This is a genomic window from Alteromonas sp. AWJ4_197 (genome assembly GCF_056160285.1).
Window position 1 is genome coordinate 1 of sequence record NZ_JBSWWW010000008.1, and the last position, 26727, is coordinate 26727.

Annotated in this window: 23 protein-coding genes; 8 read left to right on the forward strand and 15 right to left on the reverse strand. The window is 48.2% G+C overall.

The annotated features are described in order from the left end of the window. The first annotated feature begins 510 nt into the window (after positions 1–510). On the forward strand, positions 511–987 hold the full coding sequence (locus ACXAGC_RS17940) for an RNA recognition motif domain-containing protein (RefSeq protein WP_474845994.1): 477 nt from the start codon (positions 511–513) through the stop codon (positions 985–987). A gap of 99 nt (positions 988–1086) precedes the next feature. On the opposite strand, the gene ACXAGC_RS17945 is transcribed toward ACXAGC_RS17940, so the two are convergent. Further along, the gene (locus tag ACXAGC_RS17945; RefSeq protein WP_474845996.1) at positions 1087–2421 is read right to left on the reverse strand and encodes a DUF5610 domain-containing protein; all 1335 of its coding nucleotides are present in this window, start codon (positions 2419–2421) and stop codon (positions 1087–1089) included. A gap of 142 nt (positions 2422–2563) precedes the next feature. Here ACXAGC_RS17945 and trmA point away from each other — a divergent pair, with 142 nt between their 5' ends. Then, positions 2564–3667 (forward strand): tRNA (uridine(54)-C5)-methyltransferase TrmA, encoded by a 1104-nt coding sequence (gene trmA, locus ACXAGC_RS17950; RefSeq protein WP_474845998.1) that lies wholly within the window; start codon positions 2564–2566, stop codon positions 3665–3667. 4 nt (positions 3668–3671) lie between these two features. Here the strand turns inward: trmA and fabR are convergent, their stop codons facing one another. Continuing rightward, the gene (fabR, locus tag ACXAGC_RS17955) at positions 3672–4283 is read right to left on the reverse strand and encodes an HTH-type transcriptional repressor FabR (RefSeq protein ID WP_474846000.1); all 612 of its coding nucleotides are present in this window, start codon (positions 4281–4283) and stop codon (positions 3672–3674) included. Positions 4284–4468: 185 nt separating this feature from the next. Here fabR and ACXAGC_RS17960 point away from each other — a divergent pair, with 185 nt between their 5' ends. The 4 genes from ACXAGC_RS17960 to sthA all read left to right on the forward strand — a co-directional run bounded on the left by ACXAGC_RS17960 (position 4469) and on the right by sthA (position 11407). Continuing rightward, positions 4469–5596, forward strand: a complete 1128-nt coding sequence (locus ACXAGC_RS17960; protein WP_474846002.1) for an acyl-CoA desaturase — start codon at positions 4469–4471, stop codon at positions 5594–5596. Between the two features lie 159 nt (positions 5597–5755). Continuing rightward, positions 5756–8005 (forward strand): EAL domain-containing protein, encoded by a 2250-nt coding sequence (locus ACXAGC_RS17965; protein WP_474846004.1) that lies wholly within the window; start codon positions 5756–5758, stop codon positions 8003–8005. Continuing rightward, entirely contained in the window at positions 8002–9849 is a 1848-nt protein-coding gene (locus ACXAGC_RS17970) for a sensor histidine kinase (protein WP_474846006.1), read from the forward strand. The genes ACXAGC_RS17965 and ACXAGC_RS17970 overlap by 4 nt, the downstream gene beginning before the upstream one ends. Before the next feature lie 133 nt (positions 9850–9982). Further along, a complete protein-coding gene (sthA, locus tag ACXAGC_RS17975; protein ID WP_303574822.1) occupies positions 9983–11407 on the forward strand; it encodes a Si-specific NAD(P)(+) transhydrogenase in 1425 nt (474 codons plus the stop codon). Positions 11408–11491: 84 nt separating this feature from the next. On the opposite strand, the gene ACXAGC_RS17980 is transcribed toward sthA, so the two are convergent. Continuing rightward, positions 11492–11803 (reverse strand): pyridine nucleotide transhydrogenase, encoded by a 312-nt coding sequence (locus tag ACXAGC_RS17980; RefSeq protein WP_119502505.1) that lies wholly within the window; start codon positions 11801–11803, stop codon positions 11492–11494. 373 nt (positions 11804–12176) lie between these two features. Then, a complete protein-coding gene (locus ACXAGC_RS17985) occupies positions 12177–14420 on the reverse strand; it encodes an EAL domain-containing protein (RefSeq protein ID WP_474846009.1) in 2244 nt (747 codons plus the stop codon). A gap of 132 nt (positions 14421–14552) precedes the next feature. Between ACXAGC_RS17985 and ACXAGC_RS17990 the strand changes: the two genes are divergently transcribed. After that, positions 14553–15455, forward strand: coding sequence for a TIGR03899 family protein (locus ACXAGC_RS17990; RefSeq protein WP_474846011.1), 903 nt, complete (start codon positions 14553–14555; stop codon positions 15453–15455). A gap of 64 nt (positions 15456–15519) precedes the next feature. On the opposite strand, the gene ACXAGC_RS17995 is transcribed toward ACXAGC_RS17990, so the two are convergent. The 10 genes from ACXAGC_RS17995 to ACXAGC_RS18040 all read right to left on the reverse strand — a co-directional run bounded on the left by ACXAGC_RS17995 (position 15520) and on the right by ACXAGC_RS18040 (position 24661). Beyond that, positions 15520–16266: a phosphoadenylyl-sulfate reductase gene (locus ACXAGC_RS17995; protein WP_303574826.1), complete on the reverse strand. Its 747-nt coding sequence runs from the start codon at positions 16264–16266 to the stop codon at positions 15520–15522. Further along, on the reverse strand, positions 16259–17977 hold the full coding sequence (gene cysI, locus ACXAGC_RS18000) for an assimilatory sulfite reductase (NADPH) hemoprotein subunit (RefSeq protein WP_474846013.1): 1719 nt from the start codon (positions 17975–17977) through the stop codon (positions 16259–16261). Before cysI ends, ACXAGC_RS17995 begins: the two co-directional genes overlap by 8 nt. Next, entirely contained in the window at positions 17977–19800 is a 1824-nt protein-coding gene (locus tag ACXAGC_RS18005) for an assimilatory sulfite reductase (NADPH) flavoprotein subunit (protein WP_474846015.1), read from the reverse strand. The genes cysI and ACXAGC_RS18005 overlap by 1 nt, the downstream gene beginning before the upstream one ends. 212 nt (positions 19801–20012) lie before the next feature. Further along, positions 20013–20786 carry a TIGR04219 family outer membrane beta-barrel protein gene (locus tag ACXAGC_RS18010; RefSeq protein WP_119502511.1) on the reverse strand — a complete coding sequence of 258 codons (774 nt, stop codon included), beginning with the start codon at positions 20784–20786 and terminating at the stop codon, positions 20013–20015. A 3-nt stretch (positions 20787–20789) separates the two neighbouring features. Beyond that, positions 20790–21782 (reverse strand): DUF2333 family protein, encoded by a 993-nt coding sequence (locus tag ACXAGC_RS18015; RefSeq protein ID WP_474846299.1) that lies wholly within the window; start codon positions 21780–21782, stop codon positions 20790–20792. A 126-nt stretch (positions 21783–21908) separates the two neighbouring features. Continuing rightward, positions 21909–22250, reverse strand: a complete 342-nt coding sequence (locus ACXAGC_RS18020) for a hypothetical protein (protein WP_474846017.1) — start codon at positions 22248–22250, stop codon at positions 21909–21911. Next, positions 22250–22456: a PspC domain-containing protein gene (locus ACXAGC_RS18025; protein WP_474846019.1), complete on the reverse strand. Its 207-nt coding sequence runs from the start codon at positions 22454–22456 to the stop codon at positions 22250–22252. The genes ACXAGC_RS18020 and ACXAGC_RS18025 overlap by 1 nt, the downstream gene beginning before the upstream one ends. Before the next feature lie 61 nt (positions 22457–22517). Then, positions 22518–23183: a phage shock protein PspA gene (gene pspA / locus ACXAGC_RS18030; protein ID WP_474846021.1), complete on the reverse strand. Its 666-nt coding sequence runs from the start codon at positions 23181–23183 to the stop codon at positions 22518–22520. A 302-nt stretch (positions 23184–23485) separates the two neighbouring features. Beyond that, positions 23486–23773 carry a hypothetical protein gene (locus ACXAGC_RS18035; protein ID WP_474846023.1) on the reverse strand — a complete coding sequence of 96 codons (288 nt, stop codon included), beginning with the start codon at positions 23771–23773 and terminating at the stop codon, positions 23486–23488. A 270-nt stretch (positions 23774–24043) separates the two neighbouring features. Next, positions 24044–24661 (reverse strand): glutathione S-transferase family protein, encoded by a 618-nt coding sequence (locus ACXAGC_RS18040; RefSeq protein ID WP_474846025.1) that lies wholly within the window; start codon positions 24659–24661, stop codon positions 24044–24046. Between the two features lie 129 nt (positions 24662–24790). Between ACXAGC_RS18040 and ACXAGC_RS18045 the strand changes: the two genes are divergently transcribed. Then, the gene (locus ACXAGC_RS18045; RefSeq protein WP_474846027.1) at positions 24791–25525 is read left to right on the forward strand and encodes a helix-turn-helix transcriptional regulator; all 735 of its coding nucleotides are present in this window, start codon (positions 24791–24793) and stop codon (positions 25523–25525) included. A 2-nt stretch (positions 25526–25527) separates the two neighbouring features. Here the strand turns inward: ACXAGC_RS18045 and dusA are convergent, their stop codons facing one another. Beyond that, entirely contained in the window at positions 25528–26544 is a 1017-nt protein-coding gene (gene dusA / locus ACXAGC_RS18050) for a tRNA dihydrouridine(20/20a) synthase DusA (RefSeq protein ID WP_474846029.1), read from the reverse strand. Positions 26545–26727: the final 183 nt, after the last annotated feature.

Genomic DNA, 26727 nt, shown 5'->3' on the forward strand with positions numbered 1-26727 from the left:
CTTCAATTAAATATATCGAAAAACTTTTATGAATCGTCGGTTGACACTCTTAACGAGTGCCCACACAGATTGTCTTGTTATAAATTTTTAAAGAACAATTGCTAACCTCGGCTAGCCGCTTCAGCGTTTCACCCTGAAGCGGGACGCGCATTCTACGCGCTTCGTTTTCAGTGTCAACAACTTTTTGAAATTTAATTTCTCAAGTGTTTTCAGTGAAAACTGTTATAAATAACTATTATTAAGTTCTTATAACGACTTCTTCGTGGACCGTCTGACGTTCCCCGTCGAAGTGGTGCGCATTCTACGCATCAGAGATTTTTCGTCAACCCCTTTTTTATCCTTTTTGACCTTTTTCTTCGAATTCGAACTCAAACGCCTGGTTTTCCAACAAAAGTCTATTTTTCATTGGTCTTTCGTCTACTATTTCATCAGACCATTGTTCAATTTGTTACAAATGAGTAAACTATGAACAGCCTCCAACGTTTCACTAAAATAATTAAAGGTAGGTTTATGAAAGTAGGCTTTATTCAATGCGCAGTAATTAGCGCGGTATTCGCAATCGCAGGTTATCTCATCGTTTCTTCCGCTAGTCTGGAAGCGAGTCTTCCTGTCACCGTTGCAGTGTCTTTGCTTATTAGCGGTATCGTTACACCCTGGCTTGCATCTCTGCTGAGTTCGTCTTCAACGTCCTCTACAGTGAATGCTGATGTGACTTCTGATACTTCCGGAGAAACAGCCACTTTATATGTAGGTAATCTTCCATATAAAGCGAACGAAGATGCAGTGAAAGAATATTTCAAGGATTACATCGAAGTTCAGAGTGTTCGTCTTATGAAGGACCGTCGTACTGGAAAACGTAAAGGGTATGGATTTATCGAAGTCATTACCCGCGACGTAGATTCAGCTATTACGGAACTAAACGATAAAGTATTTCTGGAAAGAACATTGAAAGTACGTGCTGCAAGGGAGAAAGGAGAAACCGAGTAGTCGTACTACACAAACATAAAAGAACCCCGGCATGCCGGGGTTCTTTTTTATCTGAATATTGAATTGGGCATCACTACTTTAATAGTCCGCCCGTATCTTTCAGCTTTCGCTTGCCGGAGGCTCTACAGGCTGAGTTTTCTGTTGCTCGCCCGGCATTGCGTCAAGTAAACGCTGATTGAAACTATGGAAACGATTTATAGCTGTGACTAAATCCGGTACCTGTACATCCTTCATTTCGTTGATCAGGCCATTTATCAGAGTGTTGAAGTCTTCACCTGAAGCTAGTTGTTGTCTCGCCGAATCAAAGACGTTAAGCATCTTATTCAGATATTGTGCCACAGGCTTCGCTTCATCGCCGTGGGAACCGGACTCGCTGCCGTCACGATAATGCTGAATAGCACCGTAAGTTTTCACAACTTCCGTTTGCTGCGTTCTGTTCAGTTGCAATGCGTAACCCGTAAGTTCCTGATCATCAAATCCCAGTTCCAGCGCTTTCTCAAACGCCTTATCCAGATCGCCACCAAAGAACGTGTCAGCCAGATCGTTAACGGATTCCACTAAATCAGCAATGGCCGTTAATTCACCTTCATCCAGCTCGCCTTTCAGAGAGAAACTGATCCCCTGACGATCAAAGTACGAGTAAGAGGTACTGTCTGTAGCAACGACATTCTGAAAACCATTATCATCACCCCCCTGCCCCTGCTCAGTCGTATAAGCGACGGTTTGCTGGCTGGCATATTGATAAGCCCTCAGACTCTCAAAGCTCAACTGCACTTCATCACCATCTCTGGTACGAATTGTCAGACTGGCAGACTCTGAGTTGCTGCTGTTAACGTTCAAAGCTGATTCAACACCGCCTGCGGCAAGTTGATCTTCATTCTGAATACCGAGCAGATCAGACTCCAGTGCATTAATGCGGTTTTCGATGAGACTGCGGCTTCTGTCGATGCCCGTTGAGATATCATCATTCATCAGGCCTCCCAGATCTTTTTCCGCCATGGCAATTCCCCGGGAAACCCCTTCTCTCGCCTGCGAAAAAAGATTACCGAGTTTCTCTTCATCCGCACCACCTCTTGCAGCACCCTGAATGACCCCACCGACAAAACGCATAACGTTTTTTGCCACTTCCTCAAAATCAAATAAAGAGGTTTCCTTCTCTTTATCTGACGTATCATCTTTTGCAAACTTTCCACGCTGTCCGTCAACGGTAATCTGTTGCTCCATTGACGAACTGTAGACTTTCAGGCCAATGGTCGTCTGCGAACTACTGACGCTTACCATTGCGGTTTGCCGCTGCTGAAATTCAGCAGCCTGACGAAGTCCATCCTGCTGTAACTGCTTTTTGATTGCTTTGTTAGGGTCTTCAGGTGCCTTCTGCTCTGCAACAGCCGGCTTCTGCTCACTAACAAATGCCTTAATTTCACCCACGTTCATAATGTTGTCCTCACTAACCTCACATTAGTTATCGGCAGACTTAACGAATTGTTTAATTTTAATGCAATCTCAGAACAGTGTTTGCACAAATAATTTAAGACACTACAATGCGCAGCCCGGCAAACAAGATGAAGCAACTACCATGACAACTCAGACACACAGTCAGCAATATACCGCGCAGTTAGACGAAAAGATCTCGCGACTGTCACAACTACTTGATCAATATGGTCAAACTGAGATGTCTGTGTTTGCCTCTGAAGAAACCGGCTACCGCATGCGTGCAGAATTTCGGGTATGGCATGATGGCGATGACTTGTATCACATCATGTTCAACAGCGAGACGAAAGAAAAGTATCGCGTTGACACCTTCCCGCCGGCAAGCGATACCATCAATGCCGCTATGCAATTTTTAATGACAGCACTTCGTTCAAGCCCGGTACTGAGAAAGAAGTTATTTCAGATTGATTATCTGAGCGGACTTTCGGGTGAACTGGTGATAAGCCTTCTGTATCACCGTCAGCTGGATGATGAATGGGAAACGGCTGCCAGGGCACTGCAAGATACGTTGTCAGACACCTTCGGCACAGTGAATGTTATCGGCCGGGCACGTAAGCAGAAGAAAATTCTGGGCAATGACTTTATCATCGAATCGCTGCCGGTAAACGGACGACACTATCAATTCAGGCATATCGAAAACAGCTTTACCCAGCCGAATGCAAAAGTGAACTGCCGCATGATCGAATGGGCATTGTCTGTGTGTGAAAACACCAGCGGCGATCTGCTTGAAATGTACTGCGGAGCCGGTAATTTCTCACTGCCTATGGCCAGCCAGTTTCGCAAAGTCATCGGCACTGAAATCGCCAAACCTTCGGTTAACGCTGCGCAATTTAACATTGAAGTGAACAACATAGACAATGTGGAGATTGTTCGTCTGTCTGCAGAAGAGTTTACAGAAGCATTAAGAACCGGACGTCAGTTTTCCCGCCTTAACGGCATTGATTTATCAGAATACAACTTTACGACTGTACTGGTTGACCCGCCAAGAGCCGGTCTTGATGAAGAATCACTGAAGATGATTCAGGACTATCCGGAAATTATTTATATTTCCTGTAATCCCGAGACGCTGGCAGCGAATCTGGCGACATTGTCGCAAACCCACGATCTGGTGGCGTCTGCCTTGTTCGATCAATTCCCTTTTACGCACCACATTGAAGCCGGCGTAAAACTGGTTAAGAGAAACCGTTAATTACTCACTTTTGACTTTCCGGGGGGCGATAGACTTTTGCCCCCAACTGTACAAAACGCAATTGCGCTTTTACCCTGTGACCAATTTCCTGCCTCAACGGCACATCCACTTCTAATGCTTCAGCTCCGGCACTGAATACAAGCCGGACCATGGCTTCTGCCTGAAGACTTGCCAGTTGATGCTCTGCCCCCTGACTTTCAACAATATAATCAGCCAGTTCTTCAATAAAATGCTGAATTTCCCTCAGTACTGCCATCCGGTAAGCAGTTGAGGTGCCGGTGTGTTCACGGAGCAGTAATCTGAAGACGTTAGTATTGGCGGTAATAAATTCCATGAAGGTATCAACCGACGTATCGATAACCCCGCCGCCACTGGCGATACGGCGTCTTGCCTGACGCATCAGTTGACGGAGTGCAAGACCAGCCTCGTCCACCAGCGTCAGACCGAGTTCGTCCATATCTTTGAAGTGACGGTAAAAAGAAGTCGGCGCAATGCCGGCTGCACGGGAGACTTCACGTAAACTGATAGCAGACAAACTGCGCTGCTCATCAAGCAAACCAAAAGCAGCATTGATAATATTCTGGCGGGTTTTTAATTTTTGCTCCTGACGACTCACCGCCAACTCCTTCTTTTCATTCCGGATACCTGTAAAACGGTATCGATTGTACCTTACCCCGGCGATGACGGCACATCAGTTTCACAGAATCTGCACTATACTTAAAGCTGAAAATGTCGCTTTTCCCTTGCCTGCGCCCGGTGAAAACGATAAATTAGCGTACAGTTGTAAGCCGAGTTGTTATCATGAAAAAACCACCAATTATCCTGACCAATGTTCTGGTATTTATTATTACCGGTGCAATTGCGTTACTGGCAGTGCCCCTTTGGGCGGTCACCATGGGATTCGACACCACGGAAGTGGTGACGGCTGTCGTATTATTTTATTTCACCGGTATGTCTATTACTGCCGGCTATCACCGTCTGTGGTCTCATAAAACCTATAACGCCAATATTGTTGTACGGGTCATTCTCGCCATCGGTGGTGCAATGGCATTGCAAAACAGTATCCTGCACTGGTCTTCCGATCACCGTATCCATCACCGTCATGTGGATCAAAACGACAAAGACCCGTACTCAGCTAAAAAGGGCCTCTGGTTCGCCCATATTGGCTGGATGCTGAGAGAATATCAGTCTCATCGCTATGACGATTACAGCAACTGCCGGGATTTACAGAAAGATCCGGTGGTTATGTGGCAACATAAGTATTACCTGCCTATCGTGCTTATCGCAAACTTCGGGATCACAGGTTTGCTGGGCTGGTTGAACGGCGATGTACTGAGTATGATTCTTTTTGCCGGTGTATTCCGTTTATTCATGGTCCACCATGTCACTTTCTTTATTAACTCGCTTGCTCATTTCTGGGGCAGTCAGCCTTATACCGATAAAAACACAGCCCGTGATAACGGTATCCTGGCATTTTTTACTTTCGGAGAGGGGTATCATAACTACCATCATATTTTTGAATATGATTACCGCAACGGTATTTACTGGTGGCAGTTCGATCCGACCAAGTGGCTGATCCGTGGCCTGTCTTATATGGGACTGACTACAAATCTGCGCCGTGTACCGGAAGAACGGATTGAAAAGGCCCGTGCAGCCATGCAGCTTCAGCAAGCCAATGCCAGACTTGCCGCTCTGCCGGATGCCGATGAGCTATTACAAAAAGTGCAGGCCGAGTACGAGTTGTTAGTGCAGAAGATGTCTGCCTATTATGCCGCGAAAAAACGTCTTATGAATGTACGTAAACGGTGCCTGAAGCGCTCGGTTGAGCGACTGGAAATTGACTTTCATTATAAGGAACTCAAACACGCACTGGCCCTTCAGAAAGAAAAGTGGCTCCAGTTACAGACACTTTCACCACAGCTGGCCTGAACTCAGCCCGAAACGCCGCTATTTAGCGGCGTTTCTGTTTCTCCTTCTTGCAAAATCAATAATATAGGCAACACTTAGGTGATGGATTGCTCTTGCTGTTTTCTCTGTATTTTTTGAAATAAGACTCCTCGCTTTTCCTTTATCAGTACGGACGGATGCATGAGTGATGAACAGCTTTTTACCTTTTCCCCGGAACCTGAACCGGACGACAGTAATACTCAGTCAGGAGAATGGTTAGTTCTTAGTGTTGAAGACGATTTGGGCTATCAGCAATCCCTCAAACTGGGCTTAAGCGGCCTTAAGGTCCGGGGCAAACCGCTTAAGTTTCTGACCGCTAATTCTGCAGCTCAGGCCTCAACCATTCTGGCAGAAACCGACGATATTGCGGTGATCCTGCTGGATGTTGTGATGGAGCAGGATAACGCAGGCCTGTTTCTGGTAAATACCATCAGAACCGTGTTAGGTAATTCCCGCGTGCGGATTATCCTGCTCACCGGCCAGCCCGGTATGGCTCCCCGTCAGGACACATTTAAAGAATACGATATTGATGAGTACTGGAACAAAGTTGAGCTGACAGAAGAAAAGCTGAGAGGCATTGTTTCCAGTAACATTAAAACCTGGTCTAATCTGAATGAATTGTACGTGGCCAAGCGCGGACTGCAGATGATTGTGGATGCCTCCAGAGCCCTGACGTCAAAGCAGGATGTGGGCGAGTTTACGTACACCGTGCTCAATGAAGTATCCCGTGTCATTGGCATTCCTGAAACTGGTGGTGTGGTGTGCGCCTACCGTCCGACCATGGCGTCAATGGAACAATGCGAAGTGGTAGCATCAAGTGGTGACTTCAGTCGTTCTGATGCCACTATGCTTTCAGACTTATTAGGTGAATATCAGGCTCACGCGAGTTCCGGATTGCTGAAGGCCATCGACACCGCTCTGCACACCCATGAGCATCAATTTTATGAAACCTGGTCAATTCTCTATTTCAATACGGCAGATGTAGACAACAATCACTATCTTGTCATCGTCCAGTCCCCCATGCCTCTGGAGCAAAGCCACATTACACTGCTGATGGTGTACAGCGAAAACATCGGTAATGGTTTCGTTAACCTGGCATTGCTCAACAAACTGTCCATGCTGGCTTATTTTGACGAAACTCTGCAAATTCCGAACAAAAACTGGCTGCACCGCGAAATAGTGAATATGTCACTGTCTGACTTGCATTCAACCTCACTGGTGCTGGTGAATATGACGGATTTCTCAACCAGTGAAATCACACTGGGCACAGATTTCAGCCATGCCCTGCTTGCCGGCTGTCTGAACGAAATGAAAAAGCGCTGTCAGAAAGCGATGACAATTTGTTATCTGGGAGATGGTTTTTTTGCGCTGCTGTATAAAACGGAAAAAGTGTCTCAGGAACCTTCACTGAGTCAGTTAGCCGAGCTGTCGGTGTATGTCGATAATGTTGAGCAACGGGTCACGAATCGTATCAGCCATCTGGCAGTGAAAGATTTAGAGCTGGATGATTTACGTAAGTCGTTGAAGACGGCGCAACTGGTGCATAACTCACGGAAACGGCGGGACCATTCCGTACAGACCATTTCACGACAATTGCTGGACGAAATGGGCACCCGCCACAAGCTGCTGAAATCTTTGTCTGATGCCATTGCCGACTCTCACCCGTTCTTTCTGGTTTTCCAGCCGAAAGTGGATCTGAAAACCGGTGTGACAACCGGACTGGAAGCACTTATTCGCTGGCGCACAGGAAGTAACGAAATCATTCCGCCCAATGTGTTCATCCCTCTTGCTGAAGCATCCGGGTTAATCACCCGTCTGGACAGCCTGGTGATGGAGCTTGCTGTCTACGCTGCAAAAGTGCTGAAAGAGTCAGGGCATAACTTCTCTGTGGCGTTTAATGTGACCCATGCCGATGTAATAGCACCCAACTTCATTCCTGCACTGGAAAACGCGCTGGCTACCCATAATGTGCTGCCGGAGCAGATAGAGATAGAAATCACTGAAACTCAGGCCATGGAAGATTATGAGGATATCAACCCGATACTCAATACGTTGATGAAAATGGGGATCAAAGTCAGTATTGATGACTTTGGTACCGGCTATTCTTCGCTGGCTCACCTCAGTACATTGTCGGCCTCAGCACTGAAAGTGGATAAGAGCTTTGTCGATACACTAAATACCGCGACCCCGAACTCTCCTGATCATATTCTGGACATGGTGCACAGGCTATCTGAACAATGTCATTTTCAGGTTGTTGCTGAGGGCATTGAAACTGAAGGACAGCGGGAAGCGTTGTTAAGTAAAGGGTATGAAACCGGACAAGGTTTTCTGTTTGCCCGCCCCATGGCATTACCCGACCTTATCGACTGGCTTAACGGACAAAGGCGATGAGTGAGAAAAAACACTGGCAAAGGGCCTGCTGGTTATATCTGTGCAATTTTATTTTGTCTGTACTGACTGGGTCACTGGTGTACCAATGGTTCTATAACCAGTCGATGCAGTCACTGAGTGTTGAACATGCGTCCGTCATATCATCGGTCAACACCGCTTTCAGTCAGGAACTGGGTGATATTACCAATGTCGCCAGGCTGGCTAACGAGCACCTGGTAGATATTATGTCTGCCGGGCTACAGGATGAAACGGAAGCTCAATTGTTTCTGCGCATTGGCCGTGTGCTTAATAATGTATCCCAAATGCGATGGCTGAACCCCGAAGGGGTTGAAACGGTACGGGTTAATTTTCTTGCCGACGGCGTTCAGATTGTCCCGACGGAACAGCTACAGGATAAGTCCACCCGATATTACTTTAAGCAGGCAAAGCAAAAGCCGGCCGGGATCATGACGCTTTCTTCCATCGATCTGAATATGGAAAATGGTGTGCTGGTCACGCCCTTTCAGCCGACCGTGCGGGCAATACTGCACACATTTCCTTCTCATCCTCTTGGAGAAGGTTTCCTGGTGATTAATTTTGACCTGACGTCTTTATTCGACCACCTGAAAACCTTTGAAGAAACGCAAACGCAGCTTTTGATTTCCGAAGGTGCCATTCAATGGATGCTGCACCCTGATGCAGAAAAAGAATGGACCGCCAGCCGCGGGGTCACGCCTGCGAACATTAAGCTGGCTCAACCTGATATTCTCGGGAAACTAAAAAACAACAAAGCTGTTTCCCTGGTCTCCGGAGAAGAAGATGCGTTGTTCAGCGGTGCAGCCTTGCAGTTAAGAATGAAGCACACTCATACGGTTGACCCGTACTTCATTCTCACCCGCACACCCGCCGATTACCACGGTTTACTGGTAAAAGATGCGCTATTACCGGGATTAATTTCTTTCGTTTGCTGCTTTTTTATTGCCGGCTTACTGATTACCAGGGACCTGAAACAGTTATCCCATGTTACCCATCTGACAGATCAACTGTTAACGGAGAAACAGGATTTGAAATCCGCTCTGGATAAACAAACCCGCCTCCGTGACGAACTGGTCGAGTCAGAGAAAATGGCGTCTCTTGGGATGCTGGTAGCCGGTGTTGCCCATGAGCTGAGCACCCCCATTGGCGGCACAACCATGTGCGTATCGGCTATTGATAACCAGCTCGACGCGCTGGAAAAGAAAATCAGTACCGGACTGACCCGCTCAGATCTCGATGCTTACGTGGCATATACCAGGGAAAGCGTGGCCCTGTCTAAGCATAACCTTGAACGTGTAACCGAGCTCATTAAACGGTTTAAACGGCTGGCGGTGGACCGCGGAAGCGAAACGCCGGTGAAGTTTTCTCTGCACAGAGTAGTGGGTGATCTGGTCCGCACGCTGGAAGCTCAGGCCAGCGCCAAACGGGTAAAACTGACAGTAGACATACCGGAAACGCTGGAAATTGTGAGCTTCCCCGGCCTTTACTCTCAAATTTTACAGAACCTTATCACCAATGCCTTTGAGCATGCCTTTGCGAATAAACGTAACGGGGAAGTCTGCATCACCGCCCGTGAGAAGGGGAACAGTTTTGAAGTCAAAGTCAGAGACGATGGCTGTGGCATTCTGGATGAAATTCAGCACACTATATTCGAGCCTTTTGTGACTTCAGCGCGCAACAAAGGCAATACCGGTCTTGGTATGCACCTCGTTCACCAGTGGGTTACTAATTTGCTCGGCGGCAGGATTGTGTTTACGTCGAAAGAAGGCAACGGCACAGAATTTATCATGACGTTTCCGATGGCGTTGCCTGACGCTAAAAATGCATGATGAAACCGGAAATGGGCAACGGAAACTTTGTCTTTCTTATCAGAATGTTGCTAGACTTTGCATGACACTATTCCAGTCCAGCAACGTATCTACCGGTTCCCGCCGGTACAGCAACCATTGAGTATTTTCGACCATGACAAAGAAAACAGCGAAAGTCGCAGAACCTTCTTATCAGTTTGACGCCATTGTGATCGGCACCGGACCCGGTGGTGAAGGTGTGGCCATGCAGCTGGCCAAAGCCGGTCAGAAAGTCGCCGTTATTGAGCGCTACGAAGCCGTCGGCGGTGGTTGTACTCACTGGGGCACAATTCCATCAAAAGCTTTACGTCACTCTGTCAGCCGTTTGATTGAATACAATACCACTTCACTGTTCTCGGAAAATCAGGTTGCCCGCCACGTTACTTTTCAGGACATCATGAGTCATGCAAGCGGCGTGATTAAAAAGCAATCCCGTTTGCGTACATCATTTTATGACAGAAACCGGGTAAGCCTCATCCACGGTGAAGCCAGCTTTGTTGATAAAAATACAATACAAATTGTGCGTCCCGACGGCTCAAAGGATCTCATCACTGCACGTCAGGTTGCCCTGGCAACCGGTTCACGCCCTTACTCACCTAAGGATATAGATTTTAATCACCCCCGTATTTATAACTCAGACACCATTTTGTCGCTTAAGCATGAGCCGCAAAACATCATTATTTACGGTGCCGGGGTAATCGGTTCGGAATACGCCAGCATTTTCCGGGGTATGGGTGTGAAAGTAGATCTGGTGAATATGCGGGATCGTCTGCTGTCATTCCTTGATGCAGAGATCTCTGACGCCCTGAGCTATCACTTGTGGAACAACGGTGTGGTTATCCGTCACACTGAAACCTATAAGAGCGTACAAGGCCATGACGACTGTGTGATTATGGAACTCGAATCCGGCAAACGCATGAAAGCAGACTGTCTGCTGTTTGCTAACGGCCGTACCGGTAATACTGACATGCTCAATCTCGATGCTGTTGGGCTCAAAGCCGACTCACGGGGACAACTGCGGGTAGATGAGAATTACCGTACCGAAATCGATAATATCTTCGCGGTCGGTGATGTGATTGGTTACCCGAGTCTGGCCTCGGCAGCCTACAATCAGGGCCGCTCTGCCGCAGAAGCCATGATTTCCGGTAAAGCAAACTCTGGCCTGGTTGAAGACATACCCACTGGTATTTATACAATTCCTGAAATCAGCTCTGTGGGTAAAAATGAGCAGGAACTGACTGCTTTAAAAGTGCCTTATGAAGTAGGCCGTGCCCAGTTTAAGCACCTTGCCCGCGCGCAAATTGCATCCACCACCGTGGGCAGCCTTAAAATACTCTTCCACCGTGAAACCAAAGAAGTATTGGGTATTCACTGCTTCGGAGAGCGGGCTTCTGAAATCGTGCACATCGGCCAGGCAATCATGCAGCAAAAAGATGGCGGGAATACGATTGATTACTTTGTAAATACCACCTTCAATTACCCTACCATGGCAGAAGCATACCGGGTGGCAGCATTAAACGGGCTCAACCGGATTTTCTGAATCCGGTTTCCTAACACATCTGCCCGCTTTTGCGGGCATAAAAAAACCGGCTTCAAAAAAGCCGGTTTTTCAGTTCAGAACAAATTAGCGGTTCATTGCTAAGCTATTTTTAGCCTGAAGCGCGTCTCTGTGAGCTACGATATCGATTTGCATTTTTTCAGCATCGAAAGTCATTGTAGCAATGGCGTAGTCGCCAAAGTTTTCGCTCGCCTGCTCTGTTACTTGTTGTTGTGCATCGCGGTAACGAATGTTGTTGCTGATTTGATCAGTCATACATTGGTTATTCATTTCGAATGTTTTCGCATCCATACAATCGAAAAGCTGGCTTTCACCAGACTCCGCATGCGCAACACCAAACGACGTTAAGAGCGCGAGGCCAATAATTGTTTTACGCATGTGATTACTCCTGTGATACAGTGGATACTGTTATGATAAAGCATACTGTATAAACGGTGGTCAGTCAAATTCAGATCACATCAATATGACAGTAATGTGACACAATGAAATATTTCCGGATGTAATTAGAAGTATCAGGGGAATCCCCCGGTGGTACTGCGTTCAGCTATCGCCTGAGAAGCCTGAAGAGCAGCAAAAACAGACATCTGATAACATTATAATCACAATGTGATAAACCCGCATAAACGAAGATTAGCCGGCCCCAACCTTTTCAGAAGTGATAACCAGCCATTTCCACTCATTATTTAGTATTAATCTGAATACCAAAAATAGCGAAAATATACGTAATTTATCGTGTCACACCGGGACGATGCTATTCATCGTCACTTTCATTATTTTTAGCAATCAGAAATGCTTTCAGATCATCAAAGGGCATAGGTTTGGCAAACAAAAAGCCCTGAGCCTCGTCGCAACCAAGCTTAATCATAAAGCTGGCCTGCTCACGCTTCTCCACGCCCTCAGCAATAGTCACCAGACCAAGCTTGTTACCCAGTGTCACTATAGTCTCTGCAATGACTGCATTTTCGCCTGGCTTAATGTCTTTCACAAATGAGCGGTCGACTTTAAGCCGGTCCAGCGGCAGTTTTTGCAAATAACTCATGGAGGAGAAACCGGTACCGAAATCGTCAATTGCAATGGCAACGCCGAACTCCTTAAGCAGTGTCAGTGCGTCTATGACAATTTGCGGTTCATCCATCACCACGCTTTCAGTGATCTCCAACTCCAGTCGTTTAGGTGAACAGCCATAGCGTGTCAGTGCACTTTTCACCTTCTCTACAAACAGACGGTCTCTGAACTGAGGGATAGACACATTGACCGCTACGCGGATATCATCGAAACCACTGTCCGTCAGCTCTTTTATGCGCCGGCATGACTCTTCTACCACCCAGTGACCGATATCGACAATTAAACCGGAATACTCAGCCATTGGCACGAACTCGGCCGGCGAAATATATCCGCCCTTTCCGTCAGGCCAGCGTAGCAGGCCTTCAACACCGATGACCTTTTCACTGACCAGGTCCACCTGAGGCTGAAACCACAATTGCAACACGCGATTCTGAAAATCGGTGCGTAATTGCCTGATCATATTTAACTGGCGGGTTGTTCGCTGTTCAAACTCAGGCTGATAATACTCAAAGTTGTCTGCCAGCTTTTTCTTCGCCCGGTTGAGGGCAATATTGGTTCTCTTCAGCGTATCGATACCAATGCTCTTGTCAGAGCCAATCCGGTAGAGACCGATGGTCACATTGACAGGTAAAGTATGGTCGCCGGCGGTGAAGCTTTCAGAGAACACAGCGTTTATCGCCTGCGGTGTGACCTGCAATTCAGAACCAATTAAACCGAAAACATCTCCCCCGATACGGCTTTTAATCACCCGCTCGTCAAAACTCGCTTCCAGTCTTTCACCAATGGCCTTCAGCAGCATGTTGCCCGCTTCCTGACCCAAACCGTCGTTGATGTCTGAAAAGTGATTTACATCTACCAGCGCCACACACAGATCGGCAGCACCGGATACAGAAGGCCGGTCCAGCATGTTGATAAATTCATTCCGGTTGGGCAACCGGGTAAGCCAGTCACGGAAGGCTGCATTTCTTAATTCGTGGAAGAGGTTCACGTTCTCATAGCCAACCGAAATACTGGAAAGAAACACCTCGAGCAGTTGCCGGTCGACCTGAGTCAGCTCCTTATTCATATTCATATAAACAGCCGCTTCAAAACCCGAGCTGTTCAGATACAAAATAGAACTGTGATTTTCAAGAATGTGTTTTTTAAGGCGTAAACTTCGATTGATATTCTCAACAATGGCAGGGTCTTCAATGGTTTCTACAGGCTCATTGATAAAGCTGGCAAAGTTGCCCGCCGCACCGAGTATGTAGACACCATTGTCGTCTCTGTCGAGTACGGAGCCCGCCCTCGCGCACACCACGCCTTCAGCTTCCAGCCCGAGCAAGGAACTGATTTGGGTTACGATTCCCTCACAGAACCCCTTCACAGAGTGTTCTTCCAGCAAGTTGGAAGCAGAGGCGATGATTTTCTGCAGGCCCAGACGACTTTGGCTGATGGTCAGAATTTGCTGGTACGAGCGGACTGACGACAAAACGGTGGTCAGCAGCTTACTGCGGGTCAGCTCTGTTTTCGTTTTATAATCGTTGATGTCATAGGTGCGGATCACGTGCTCTTCCGGGGCGTACCCGGGCTGTCCGGTGCGGAGTATTATGCGGGGCTCCGGAAGATCAAGATTTTCACGGAGATATTGCACAACCTGCAAACCGGCATCATCGGTTTCCATTACCACATCCAGCAGGATAATGGCCACGTCCCTGCCATGTTCTTCAAGTAACGCTTTAGCCTGCTCACCGGAATAGGCGTGCATAAAATTCAGCTTTCTGTCACTGACAATCAAATCTGCCAGCGCCAGTCTTGTGACTGTATGAATTTCCTCATCGTCATCGACAATAAGTACATTCCACACCTTGTGGATCTGAGGCTCTAACTCCGGATGTGCTTCTTCATCTAAGAAAATAAGCTCATCATTTTCATAACCAGCCGATGACATCGAATATCTATCCTTATATATCGCCTTATTTAATCGTACTCGCTGGCTGTCTTTTTGCAAGTTATTCGACAAGTTGCTTAACCTTTGCGGCGGGCGTACAGTACCAGCAGACTTTACAAGAACGCTATCTCTATGAAAGTAACGGATTCCGGTCAATCTCCCCCGGTTCAGCCGGCTGTCACGGTGAAAACTGAAAAGCCCGGCAGAACGCAGGCAGAACCCCGTAAAAGCAGCACGGCTTCACGCTCTGCCAGTGACAATGCGCAACGTATACAGTCGCTGTTTGCCCGTGCAGGCATAGGTCACAACATGATTCTGCCGGATGAAGCTGCCCGTCAGCAGGCGATTAAACGCAGAAATGATATTCTGGCGTTGTCGCGCATAAAAAACCTGCAAGCCATCATGGATGTTGCATTGAGTGTCAGCTTAACGGAGACCAGCAATGAACCGGTTGATCCCGACTGGTTTTATGCATTTTCCCGTCTGGCAGAGAATATTCACTCCCCTGCGATGCAGGGACTATGGGGAAAAATTTTTGCTGTTGAAGTCAGTAAGCCCGGCGCGTTTTCACTGCGTACACTGGAAACACTAAAAGTGCTGACCCAACGGGATGCAGCAATGTTTACCCGAGCAGCCTCTTTGTCCTGCTTACGTCAGGGAGATACCGTGCCCCGCCTGATTACCGGCTATCACCGTAAGCCCGGTTTCTGGCGTTTATTTGGTCACCGTCAGCCCGAGCCTGTAAACCTGGCTGCCTATGGCTTGAGTTATCCGGATCTGCTTGCCCTTATCGACATGAAACTGATATTCGCCAGTGAGATTGAAAGTGGTGAATTACCGGTGTCTGAAGGTATCAAATGGCGTTGCGGTAACGACACGTTTACTGTAACCCCATCCGGTCAGGGACTTGCCTTTGTATACTATAAATTTACCAGTACCGGTGCAGAGCTTGCCAGACTCATAACCAGACATAATGCATCGGCATATGTGGATGCACTTAAGCAACGCCTCAGCCAGTCTTTCATTATTGAATAACCGGGTAAATAAAAAAGGGCGGCATACCAGCTGGCAGCCGCCCTTCCTGATCATCTGTCAACAATCAGATACCGTCACCGAATTCGTGCAGGCCACATTCCCGCTTCAATCCGAAGAAGCGTGTATCCTGCTCACTCATGCCTTCTTGCAGAGACTGAGTAGTATGCCAGTCACCAATGGACACATAGCCTTCTTCCCATAGCGGGTGATACGGCAAATCGTTATCTTTCAGATAGTAGTGCAAATCTTTATTCGACCAGTCGATGATCGGATAAACCTTGAACTGATTGCCAACTTTCTGCAGTACGGGTAACTTTTCCCGGGTATCAGACTGACTTCTGCGTAAACCGGCAAACCATGTACCCGCACCGAGCTCTTTCAGCGCCCGTTGCATCGGTTCAACTTTGTTCATCCGGTTGTATTTCTCAATGCCTTCGACACCCTGTTCCCACAAACGGCCAAATCGGGCTTCCTGCCAGGCGGAGGTCATGTCAGAACGATAAACCTTAAGGTTCAGATTGAGCTTTTCGGTAAGCTCATCAATAAACTTATAGGTTTCCGGAAAAAGATAACCGGTATCCGTCAGAACCACGGGAATATCCGGCATTGCTTTAGTCAGCAAATGCAGCATCACCGCAGACTGTGCGCCAAAACTGGAAGACAAAATCGCGTTGCCGGGCAGCATTTTCAGTGCCCGGGCAATACGGCCAGCCGCATCCATGCCTTCCAGCTCTGTATTAATTGCTGCAATCTCCGCCGCACTGGTGTCCAGTGACAGCGGTGATGTGGTGTCGATTAAGGTATCAGTCATAGAAATCTCTTGCTGAGTCAACAACAGGCGCAATGATGCCTGCTCTGACGACGTAGTCACCGAACGCTTCACCGCTTTCACGTTCTTTCGCCCAGCGACCAATCAATGTATCAAGTTCCGAGAAGATCTCATCTTCACTGATGTTCTCCTGATACATTTTCGGAATACGCGTACCTTCACGGTTACCGCCCAGGTGCAGGTTATATTTACCCGGACCTTTACCCACAAGGCCAATTTCGGCCAGCATGGCGCGGCCACACCCGTTAGGACATCCGGTAATACGGAAGATAATGCTGTCATCTGCAACGCCATGTTGTGATAACAGTCCTTCCATGCGGTCAACCGCTTCCGGCAAATAACGCTCAGCTTCAGCCATCGCCAGCGGACAGGTTGGCAACGACACACAAGCCATGGAGTCGAGCTTCTGGTTAGATGTATCGTCTTCAATCAGCTTGTGATCGCGGGCGATTTTTTCAATCACAGCTTTCTGATCCGCCGGTACACCTGCAACAATCAGGTTCTGATTTGCGGTCATCCGGAAGTCACCTTTGTGGATCTTCGCGATTTCCTTACAACCGGTTTTCAGCGGACGGCCCGGGAAGTCAAGAATACGGCCATTCTCGATGAACAGAGTCAGGTGGTACTTACCATCGATACCTTCAACCCAGCCAAAGCTGTCACCACGGGTAGTAAATTCATACGGGCGGCTGTCAGCAAAGCTCACACCTGCACGTTTTTCCACTTCCGCTTTGAAGTTTTCAACGCCCACACGTTCAAGGGTGTATTTGGTTTTCGCGTTCTTACGGTTAACACGGTTACCCCAGTCACGCTGAGTCGTTACCACTGCTGCCGCTACATCCAGCGTATTTTCCAGCGGGACGAAACCAAAATCAGTCGCTTTACGGGGATACGTAGACTTATCACCGTGGGTCATTGCCAGACCACCGCCAACAAGCACATTAAAGCCCACCAGCTTGCCGTTTTCAGCAATAGCGACAAAGTTCAGATCGTTAGCGTGAACATCCACATCGTTTTGCGGTGGGATCACAACAGTAGTTTTGAACTTACGTGGCAGATAGTTATCACCTAAAATCGGCTCAACCGGCTTCTCAGTAGATTCAACTTTCTCGCCATCCAGCCAGATCTCGGCATAAGCACGGGTTTTCGGCAACAGGTGCTCGGAAATCTTCTTCGCCCACTCATAAGCTTCTACGTGAAGCTGAGACTCTACCGGATTGGAAGTACACAGTACGTTACGGTTCACATCACCGGCAGTAGCAATAGAGTCGATACCGGTACTGTTCAGCGTCTGGTGCATCAGCTTGATATGCGGCTTCAGTACACCGTGAAACTGGAACGTCTGACGGGTAGTAAGGCGAATACTGCCGTACATGGTGTGCTCTTCAGCAAACTTGTCGATAACCAGCCACTGCTCAGGAGAAATAATACCGCCGGGTAAACGGGCACGCAGCATCACGTTATGCAGCGGCTCAAGCTTCTGTTTTGCGCGCTCAGGACGAATATCGCGGTCATCCTGCTGGTACATACCGTGGAAGCGGATCAGCTGAAAGTTATCAGCCGTGAAGCCACCGGTGAGATCGTCTTTCAGATCCTGCTCAATGGTGCCACGTAAATTATTACTTTCACGCTTCAAACGTTCGTTGTCGGCCAGTTTGCCTTCAACAATAAAAGGAGACTTTTCGTTACTCATTAATAAACATCCTTCTGATAACGTTTCGCTTTGCGCATGGCAACTAAATACTCTTTGGCGTCGTCTTCAGACTTGCCGCCGTGCTGCTGAATAATTGATAACAATGCAGCTTCAACATCTTTTGCCATGTGGGTTGCATCACCACACACATAGAAATGTGCGCCGGCTTCTAACCATTCGAATACGTCTTTACCGTTTTCGATCAGACGGTGTTGCACATAAATCTTTTCTTTCTGGTCGCGGGAGAATGCCAGTGTGATCTTGTCAACCAGACCCGATTTCACGTAGCCCTGCCACTCAACCTGATAGAGGAAATCCTGAGTAAAATTAGGATTACCGAAGAACAACCAGTTCTTACCGTCTGCACCTTGTGCGTCACGCTCTTGCATAAAGGCACGGAACGGCGCAATACCGGTGCCCGGCCCAACCATAATAACTGGCGTATCCGGGTTTTCTGGCAAACGGAAGTTGTCATTTTTCTCAATGTACACTTCCACTTCTGCGCCTTCTTCCAGACGTTCACAGAGGAAGCCGGATGCGCCGCCCTGATGGCGTTTGCCAAAGGCTTCATAATCAACATGAGCGATGGTCAGATGCACTTCGTCTTCCACTTCATCCTGACTGGAAGCAATGGAATATAAACGGGGCGTCAGCGGACGCAATGCATCAGTCAGTACCTGCGCATCAACCTTTGCAGGATGTTCCCGTACGATATCGATGATCTGACGCTCAGCCAGATAAGTCCGTAACTGAGCAGGATCGTCAATCAGCGCAGCCAGAGCATCAGAGCCGGTAGCCTGCTGATAAGCCTTGACGAAAGTCGGATAACTCAACGTCAGTTCCAGCTTCCCGGCGAGGGCATCTGCGATAGTCGTTGTAGCATCAGCCACTTTCACTTCTTCACTGCCGCTTAAGCCGGTGAGAGATAACATCTCTTCAACCAGTGCCGGAGCGTTTTTAAACCACACGCCCAGTGCATCACCAGCACGGTACTGAATACCGGAATCTTCCAGGCTGATTTCGACATGACGGATGTCTTTAACAGAATCGCGGCCGGTAATTTTTTGCGACTCGATAAGCGTAGCTGCAAAAGGCGCCTTTTTCGTGTAGGTCTGCTCTGCACTGCCGGCGACTGCCGAACCTGACTGCACAGCAACCGCAGCGCCTGCCGGTGCACCGGCGAAGTCGTCCTTCAACGCAGCAATTAATTGCTCACCCCAGCTCTTCGCTGAATCTTCGTAATCAACATCACAGTCCTGACGTGCAACAACAGCCGAACCGCCTAGCTTGCCTAAACGCTCGTCAAAGTCTTTGCCTGTCTGACAGAAGAACTCGTAGCTGCTGTCACCCAGACCCAGTACCGCATATTTCAGACCATCCAGCTTAGGCGCCTTTTTGCCACCTAAAAATTCGTGGAATTCCACTGCATCATCAGGAGCATCACCTTCACCGTGTGTGCTGACAAACACAGCAACGTGGCTTTCTGCTTTGATCTGGCGGGGCTTGTAATCAGCCATGCTAATCAGTTTGCTGGTATACCCTGCTGCTTCGGCCTGCGCCTGAAACTGCTGGGCAACACCTTTTGCATTACCCGTTTGCGAGCCATAGAGAATGGTGAGCACCGGGCCATTGCCCGCTGCCGCCGGCGCTGCTAACTGAGGTGCAACAGCACCACCCTGCGCGGCTGCCATTCCTGCTGCGTAACCACTTACCCAGGTAAGCTGATCACGGTTTAAGCCTGCAATGGCCTGCGTAATCGCATTCCATTGTTGCTCATTGAGCACCGCACCGGGTGCCTGATTTTGATTCGAATTCGCTGACATAACTCATAAGCCTTATTGAGATAGCGTAAAGGTATCGACTTTTTTTGAGAAGAGAAAAGAATAAATCACACTTTTTTATGCTCTAAAGTTTTTAAAAAGCACTCTTGAAATGTGATCACCCTCTAAAAGACAACTGCCGCAAGCAATGCTTACGGCAGTTTTACAATCGCAGATTAGTCCGGCGGTTTTATCTGACCAGCCGGTCAGCGGGATCAGAAGTGGATTTCAATACCCGCAAACGGACCATCCCAGCTCATATCAGCATAGGCACCGTCAAGATCATCCAGATCCACTTCCACATTCCGGTAACCAGCCTGAATCGTCATGTCTACTGCCAGGCTTTCAATAAAGGAATACGTCAGCGCAATCTGATAGTCACTGAAGGTATGATCGCCAACCGACAGATAATTCCCTTCGGCATAAGCGCCCAGACCGGTAAACGGCAGGCCTACAGCAACCCGTGAATAAGCCATGGGGATAACACCGGAAAAAGGCAGCTCGCCGCTGGTCTGTGTATCAGCATCATTGACAAACAATGTACCGTCGATGTATTTGCCTGTCAGACCCAAATCAAAACTGACCAGGTCGTTGTCAAACAGCTCGTAATACAGTGTCAGATCGGTGGTGGACATTTCTACCTGCGTATAAATATCACTGCCGGTGGTGTACAAGTCGCCATCAAAGGTGAAACTGGTTTGCAGCGCAGTGGTGCCATCTGAGTCCAGCGTAGTGTAGTTCACCTTGACGTTTGGCAAAAACGGCACCGGATGTTCAACAGCGATATATAAGGAAGAGTTTGCCTGACTGTCAAAGTTGAAGTCAGCCATCGTGCTGTCATTGGAAAATGTGCCGTCATCAGCGAAGCCGCCTGACGTACTTGTGCGCCATCCCTGACCACCGAGATAAAGACCGGCCAGTGTGTCTGCCATTACAGGCGATGCAGATAAAGCTGCAGCGGTTGCTACTGCCATAATGCATTTTTTCATGAATTATCCTTGATTGAGAAGTTCAGTCAGTTCGATTAGTGCTGCATTAGCACGGGAAATATAATTCGCCATTACCAGAGAATGGTTCGCCATCATACCGAAACCATCCCCGTTTAAAATCATCGGACTCCACACTGTTTGTTGTGTAGCTTCCAGTTCACGGATAATTTGACGCAAACTGACCAGCGCGTTTTTGTCTTCCAGTACATCCGCAAACTCAATTTCCACCGCTTTTAAGAAGTGTAGCATTGCCCAGGTAGCACCGCGGGCCTCATAGAAATTATCGTCCAGCTTCCACCAGCTGGTTCTCACCACTTTTTCATTTACAGTCGGTGTAGATTGTCTGGCATTTTTATCACCGGCAAGGTCTGTATTCATCCGCGACGAACCTACACTGGCGCTCAGACGCTGTGAGTAAGAACCCAGACGTTTTTCAACTTGCTTCAACCAGTCCCGCAGGTTATCGGCGCGGGTATAGAACTGACCGTCGCCGCGGGTCGGGTCTACCAGTTCTGCTCTGTAGGCTTTTAATGCCTTGATACCGTTACGGTAAGATGACTCTGCAGACGGTAACGCCCAGCTCCGGCTGTTTACGTTAAATTCCGGCTGTGCTTTTGTCAGATTCGGGCTTTCAATAGACTGGGACTGAGAACGGCTGAAATCCTTACGCATGGACAACGACAAATCACGGATCATTTCCAGCGCCCCGTATTCCCAGGCAGGCATGTTGTCTAAAAAGAGGCCGGGGGGCATAACATCATTTGACAGATATCCGCCCGGCTTATCCAGCATATGTTCAGTTACCAGAATCAACGTGGTCGTTACAGTGTATCCGGGCACTTCAGTTTGAGTGGGGTTTTCTGCCGTTGCAGCGACAGACTGTCTTACATCAAATGTGTCAGGCTCGACACTCCAATACACGCCAATTAACCAAAAGAGTAAAAACAGGATCAGCACGGTTGCTGAAATCGTTTTGGTGTTTAAGTATTGTTTAATGCTCAACGTTAATATCCTTTTCTAATGACAAAATGGGCGTTGTAAACGCCCATTTATTACCATGTACCTGCACTTTAGCATCATGACGGCGAATTTTCGCCTTAATTTACTTCGCTTTTCCATCACTTAATGATTCGGATACACCGTTCGGGATTGACGGGGACGGCGGAACAGCCAGATGACGGCTGCCACCAGTAACACCGGCCATAGTGCACTCAGCCCCGTCACCAGCAGCGCTGCTACACAGGCAAAGACAGCCAGAGCAAGCGTCCCGAACACACTCAGTGCGACAATGAACCCGATTGCAACAAACACCAGACCCACCGCCGATGCAGCGGCAAAATTTTCTAACGGCGACAACATATCGTCACCCATCATCAAATGAATACCCCACCAGTCATTAAACAGATTGCCAAAGGCGTAAACAAGGATCAGTGCAATGATGACAGCCATAAATGCATTTTTCATTACGCCCACCTTGGTAACAGAAATGTTGCTGCGATATAAGCTATTAATACCGGCACATGAAACAGGATCAATCCGGTAACAGCGGCGACTCTTACCCAGGTCGCATCCACATCAAGGTATTTTGCCAGGCCTGCACAGACGCCACTTATCACGCCGTTGCTGGTATCGCGGTAGATTCGTTTATCAGTTTGCGGAAATTTCATCATATTCTCCTGTATGGCCGGTACGCGCCATCCGGCACGTAGCCGTATCAATTTCAGTTATCGTTCAGGCAGCGCGTTTTTTCTTCATGGCCGCCAGTTCAGCATCTATGGCATCGCTGGTCTCCAGCGCTTTAAACTGAGCTTCCAGAGACTGCCCGCTGCCATCGGTGACATCATAGGCATCAACCTGCGCTTCCAGGTGCTCAATACGCTGTTCGTAGCTGTCGAAACGCGCCATTGCCGATTCAATTTGCTCGCTGTGAGTAACACTGCGGGCTTTCAGACGCACGCCGGCATTCTGTTTTCTTGCCACCAGACTCTTTTGCTTCTGACGGGCTTCAGCCAGTTTTGCGTGCAGACGACCGGTGTCTTCCTGAATACTGCTTAACATTTCAGTTAACTGCACTTTTTGAGATTCAATGGCTGCCAGCTTGTCGCTGAAAGCGTTTTTCTGTACCAGCGCTGCCCGCGCCAGATCATCCTTGCCTTTATCCATCGCCAGCTCAGCTTTTGCCATCCAGCCGTCAACATCCTTCTGAAGCTTTTCAGCCTGACGATCGAGATACTTTTCTTCAGCCAGATACTTCGCTGCCACGGAGCGCATTTCCACCAGCGTTTCTTCCATTTCCTGAATGATCAGGCGAATGACCTTCTCAGGATCTTCCGCCTTATCTAACATGGCATTGATGTTCGCCTGTACGATATCTGACATTCTTGAAAACATACCCATTGTGTTTCTCCTTTAACTGTCTTGTTTGTTCGGTTACACAATAGTTATTACAATGCCCGTGCCAGATGTTTAAGATGTTGTTTTAAATGAGATTTTATTATTCCGCGAAGGATTGGAGAGGTGCTCGGCACGGTCGTATATAAATATTTAGTCATTTTGACCAGCCAGATTGGTTAAAATGACGATCTTCAAATTTCGATTTTCAATTGCACATAAAAAAACAGGCAACCGTTTAAGATTGCCTGCAACTTCGCACTGATAATGTTTGATGCTGAATTCGCATCTTACAGCAAGCCATAAGCTTACTCTTCTTCAGATTCAGCGTGTTCAGATTTTGATTGTGTCCCGCTTGCAGCAAGATCAGTCACACTCACTGACCCCGTCTTTGTTTCATCCGACAAACTGAAATTATACGTTGCGTTTGCAACAGACTGGCGTACGCCGTTACTGATTTCTTCGCCCGCCATAGACACGGCCTGATCAATCATCCGGCCAAGGAACGATTCAACAGCACTTTCCTGCGCCATCGCCTGTGAACTTAACATCGCAGCAGTTAATACAAGGCTGGTTAATAGTTTTTTCGCTTTCATGGTGTTTCCCTCTGGTAATGTTTTAAATAAAGCCGTACTCACTGCGACGACAAGTTACCTGAGAGATAGCGAGAGACGTGCCAACCTCTAAAATTTTTTATGCCATTGATTTATATGGAATTAAACTAATCATCGAAAAAACCGGCAAGCTCAAAAAACGAACAGGACTACAAGTTAGCGAAATAAACCACCTACGTTGGTCTATTCCGCTACCCGTTCTGACAGAGATTCAATATCTCTGTCACCAGGGCTTATTGCTGGAAACCGGAGTTAAGCGATTCGCTTACCGGCCATATTCTGAAGCATGTCAGGATGGCTTTTTAAATATGCCGGGCGCTGCCGCAAACGGGAGATATAAGCTTGTACCTTACGAGACGGAGTAAACCACCCCACTTTAGATGCAAAGTCCAGCAAACCGCCAAAGATCACATCAGCCGCAGTAAATTGCTCACCGGTTGCCCAGTCAGAATCTGGTGTTAATGCTTCGATTGTATCGATGATCCTCGGCATGTCACCCCAGCCGGCCATGGAAGCATCGGGATACTCAATATTTGCAGCGGCCAGCGTAAACGCCGGTTCAATAGCGCAGCCTGAAATAAACAGGATCCGGTAATACAATCCGCGTTCAGCAGACCCGGCAACCGGCGCCATATCCTTCTGCGGATATTTATCCGCCAGGTAAGCGCAAATAGCAGCGGCTTCTGTAACAACAGTATCGCCATCAACCAGTACAGGCAGTTTCTTCATCGGATTGATACGGTGCAGCTCATCCAGTTGCGAATTCTGTATGCCAAAATCAATACAAACCCGCTCGTGCTTAACGCCCAGTTCTGCAAGCATCCAGTCGGTTATGGCACTTCTGCTTCTTGAATTATAAAAATGTTTCATGATTTACCTTCCCTATAATGTGATTAAACGGCTACCAAACTCTGGCCTCATTACGCGGCCTGAAGGCCCCGCACTCGCCATACCGGAAAGTGTATAGATAATTATGCCGTTAAATGGCATATTAAAAATATGACGAATAAAAGCTTCACAAACCGGACTGACAGGCGGAGCCGCCTGATTGGCTTATTGCAGTCTGAGGAATACTGGAAAACCGCAGATTTACGGGAACAGTTGGGGGTCAGTCAGCGCACGCTTATGCGGGAACTGGCAGAACTCAGGGAGGCCGGTTACCCGGTGGAATCCGACCGCGGACGGGGCGGCGGCATACGGTTGTCTGGTCGCTGGGGCATAGACCGGCTGAATCTGACTCACCGTGAAGTCATTGAACTTATCCTCGCGCTGGCCATTATGGAGAACCTTCAGTCGCCATTGCTCACAGGAAATTTAAAACACATCAAACAAAAACTGTTTCAGGCGTTTCCGCAAAAGCAGCGTCATGTGGTCAGTGATATCCGCAAAAGAATTATGGTGGGAAACAACGCAGCAGCTAATATTGCGACGCATTATGGCGCACCGGCGCCTGACATGTCGGAAGACATAGCAGAAGCGTTTCTGGGTCGCCACTTACTGGAAATCGACTATCAGGCTGAAAGCAGCGACATGACCAGGCGGGTTATTGAAATCCACTACGTTCTGCTGAACTGGCCAATCTGGTATATCATCGCCTGGGATCATTTAAGGGATGCCACCCGTGTATTCCGCATCGACCGGATAAAACGGGCCGGCCTTGTAAAAGGTCATTTCAGGCCCCGACCGAAGGATACCTTCGCGACCATTTACGCGCCGTTTTTTAAAACCATTTAGTACTACTGTTCCGTAACACGGGAATCGTTAAAGGCTTTCGCGTTGGCCTGCGCCTGCTCTACCTGCTCCAGCGCATTCATCAGAAGGTTTGGATCACGCTCTTTGCCCGTACCATTCTGACTCAAATAACGACGCCAGATGCGCCCGCCGGCCTGTCCCTGGTACAAACCCAGCATATGACGGGCAACGTGCCAGGGTTTAAACCACTCATCGGTTTGACGTTCAATGTACTGCTGCATAATGTGAACAATTTCGCTGCGGGATTTCACCTGTGCATCATCGCCAAAAACCAGTTTATCAACCGACGAAAGCAAATAGGGATTCGAATAGGCTTCCCGCCCCATCATCACGCCATCAACTTTGTTTAAGTGATCCAGAGTATCGTCCAGGGTTTTCACCCCGCCGTTAATGCTGATATTCAGATTGGGGTGTGTTTCTTTAAGCTGATAAACACGAGGGTAATTCAGCGGTGGAATTTCACGGTTTTCCTTGGGGCTCAATCCCTGCAGCCAGGCTTTACGGGCGTGCACAATAAAGGTATCACAGCCTGCATCTGCAACAATATCAACAAACCTGGCAAAACCTTCGTATTCGTCCATATCGTCTATGCCAATACGGCATTTAACCGTTACCGGAATATCCACTGCCGCCTGCATGGCTTTCACACAATCCGCCACCACTTCAGGTTGCGCCATCAGGCATGCGCCAAACGCACCGTTCTTAACCCGGTCAGACGGACACCCTACGTTGATATTGACCTCATCATAGCCACGTGCCTGTGCCATTTCAGAACACCGTGCCATATCGGAAGGATCACACCCGCCCAGCTGCAGCGCCACCGGATGCTCTTCTTCGTTAAACGCAAGATAGTCGCCTTTACCGTAGATCAATGCACCGGTAGTGACCATCTCGGTGTACAGCAAGCTGTGTTTTGAGATCTGACGCAGGAAGTACCGGCAATGTTGATCAGTCCAGTCCAACATAGGTGCAATCGAAAACCGGCGGTGGGTAGATAGCATAGAAAAACCTGTAATCTTTTAACGAATATAGAACTGGTTTTTCAGCGGTCCTGCACTCCAAACCATCAATAAGCCCTTTGCTAACTCTCAGGTTCTCACTGAGAACCTTCGCATGGGCCGGATGACTGTGATTTTAACACAGAATCGCGCCCCGTGAACAAACCGGATATGACTACAATCCGG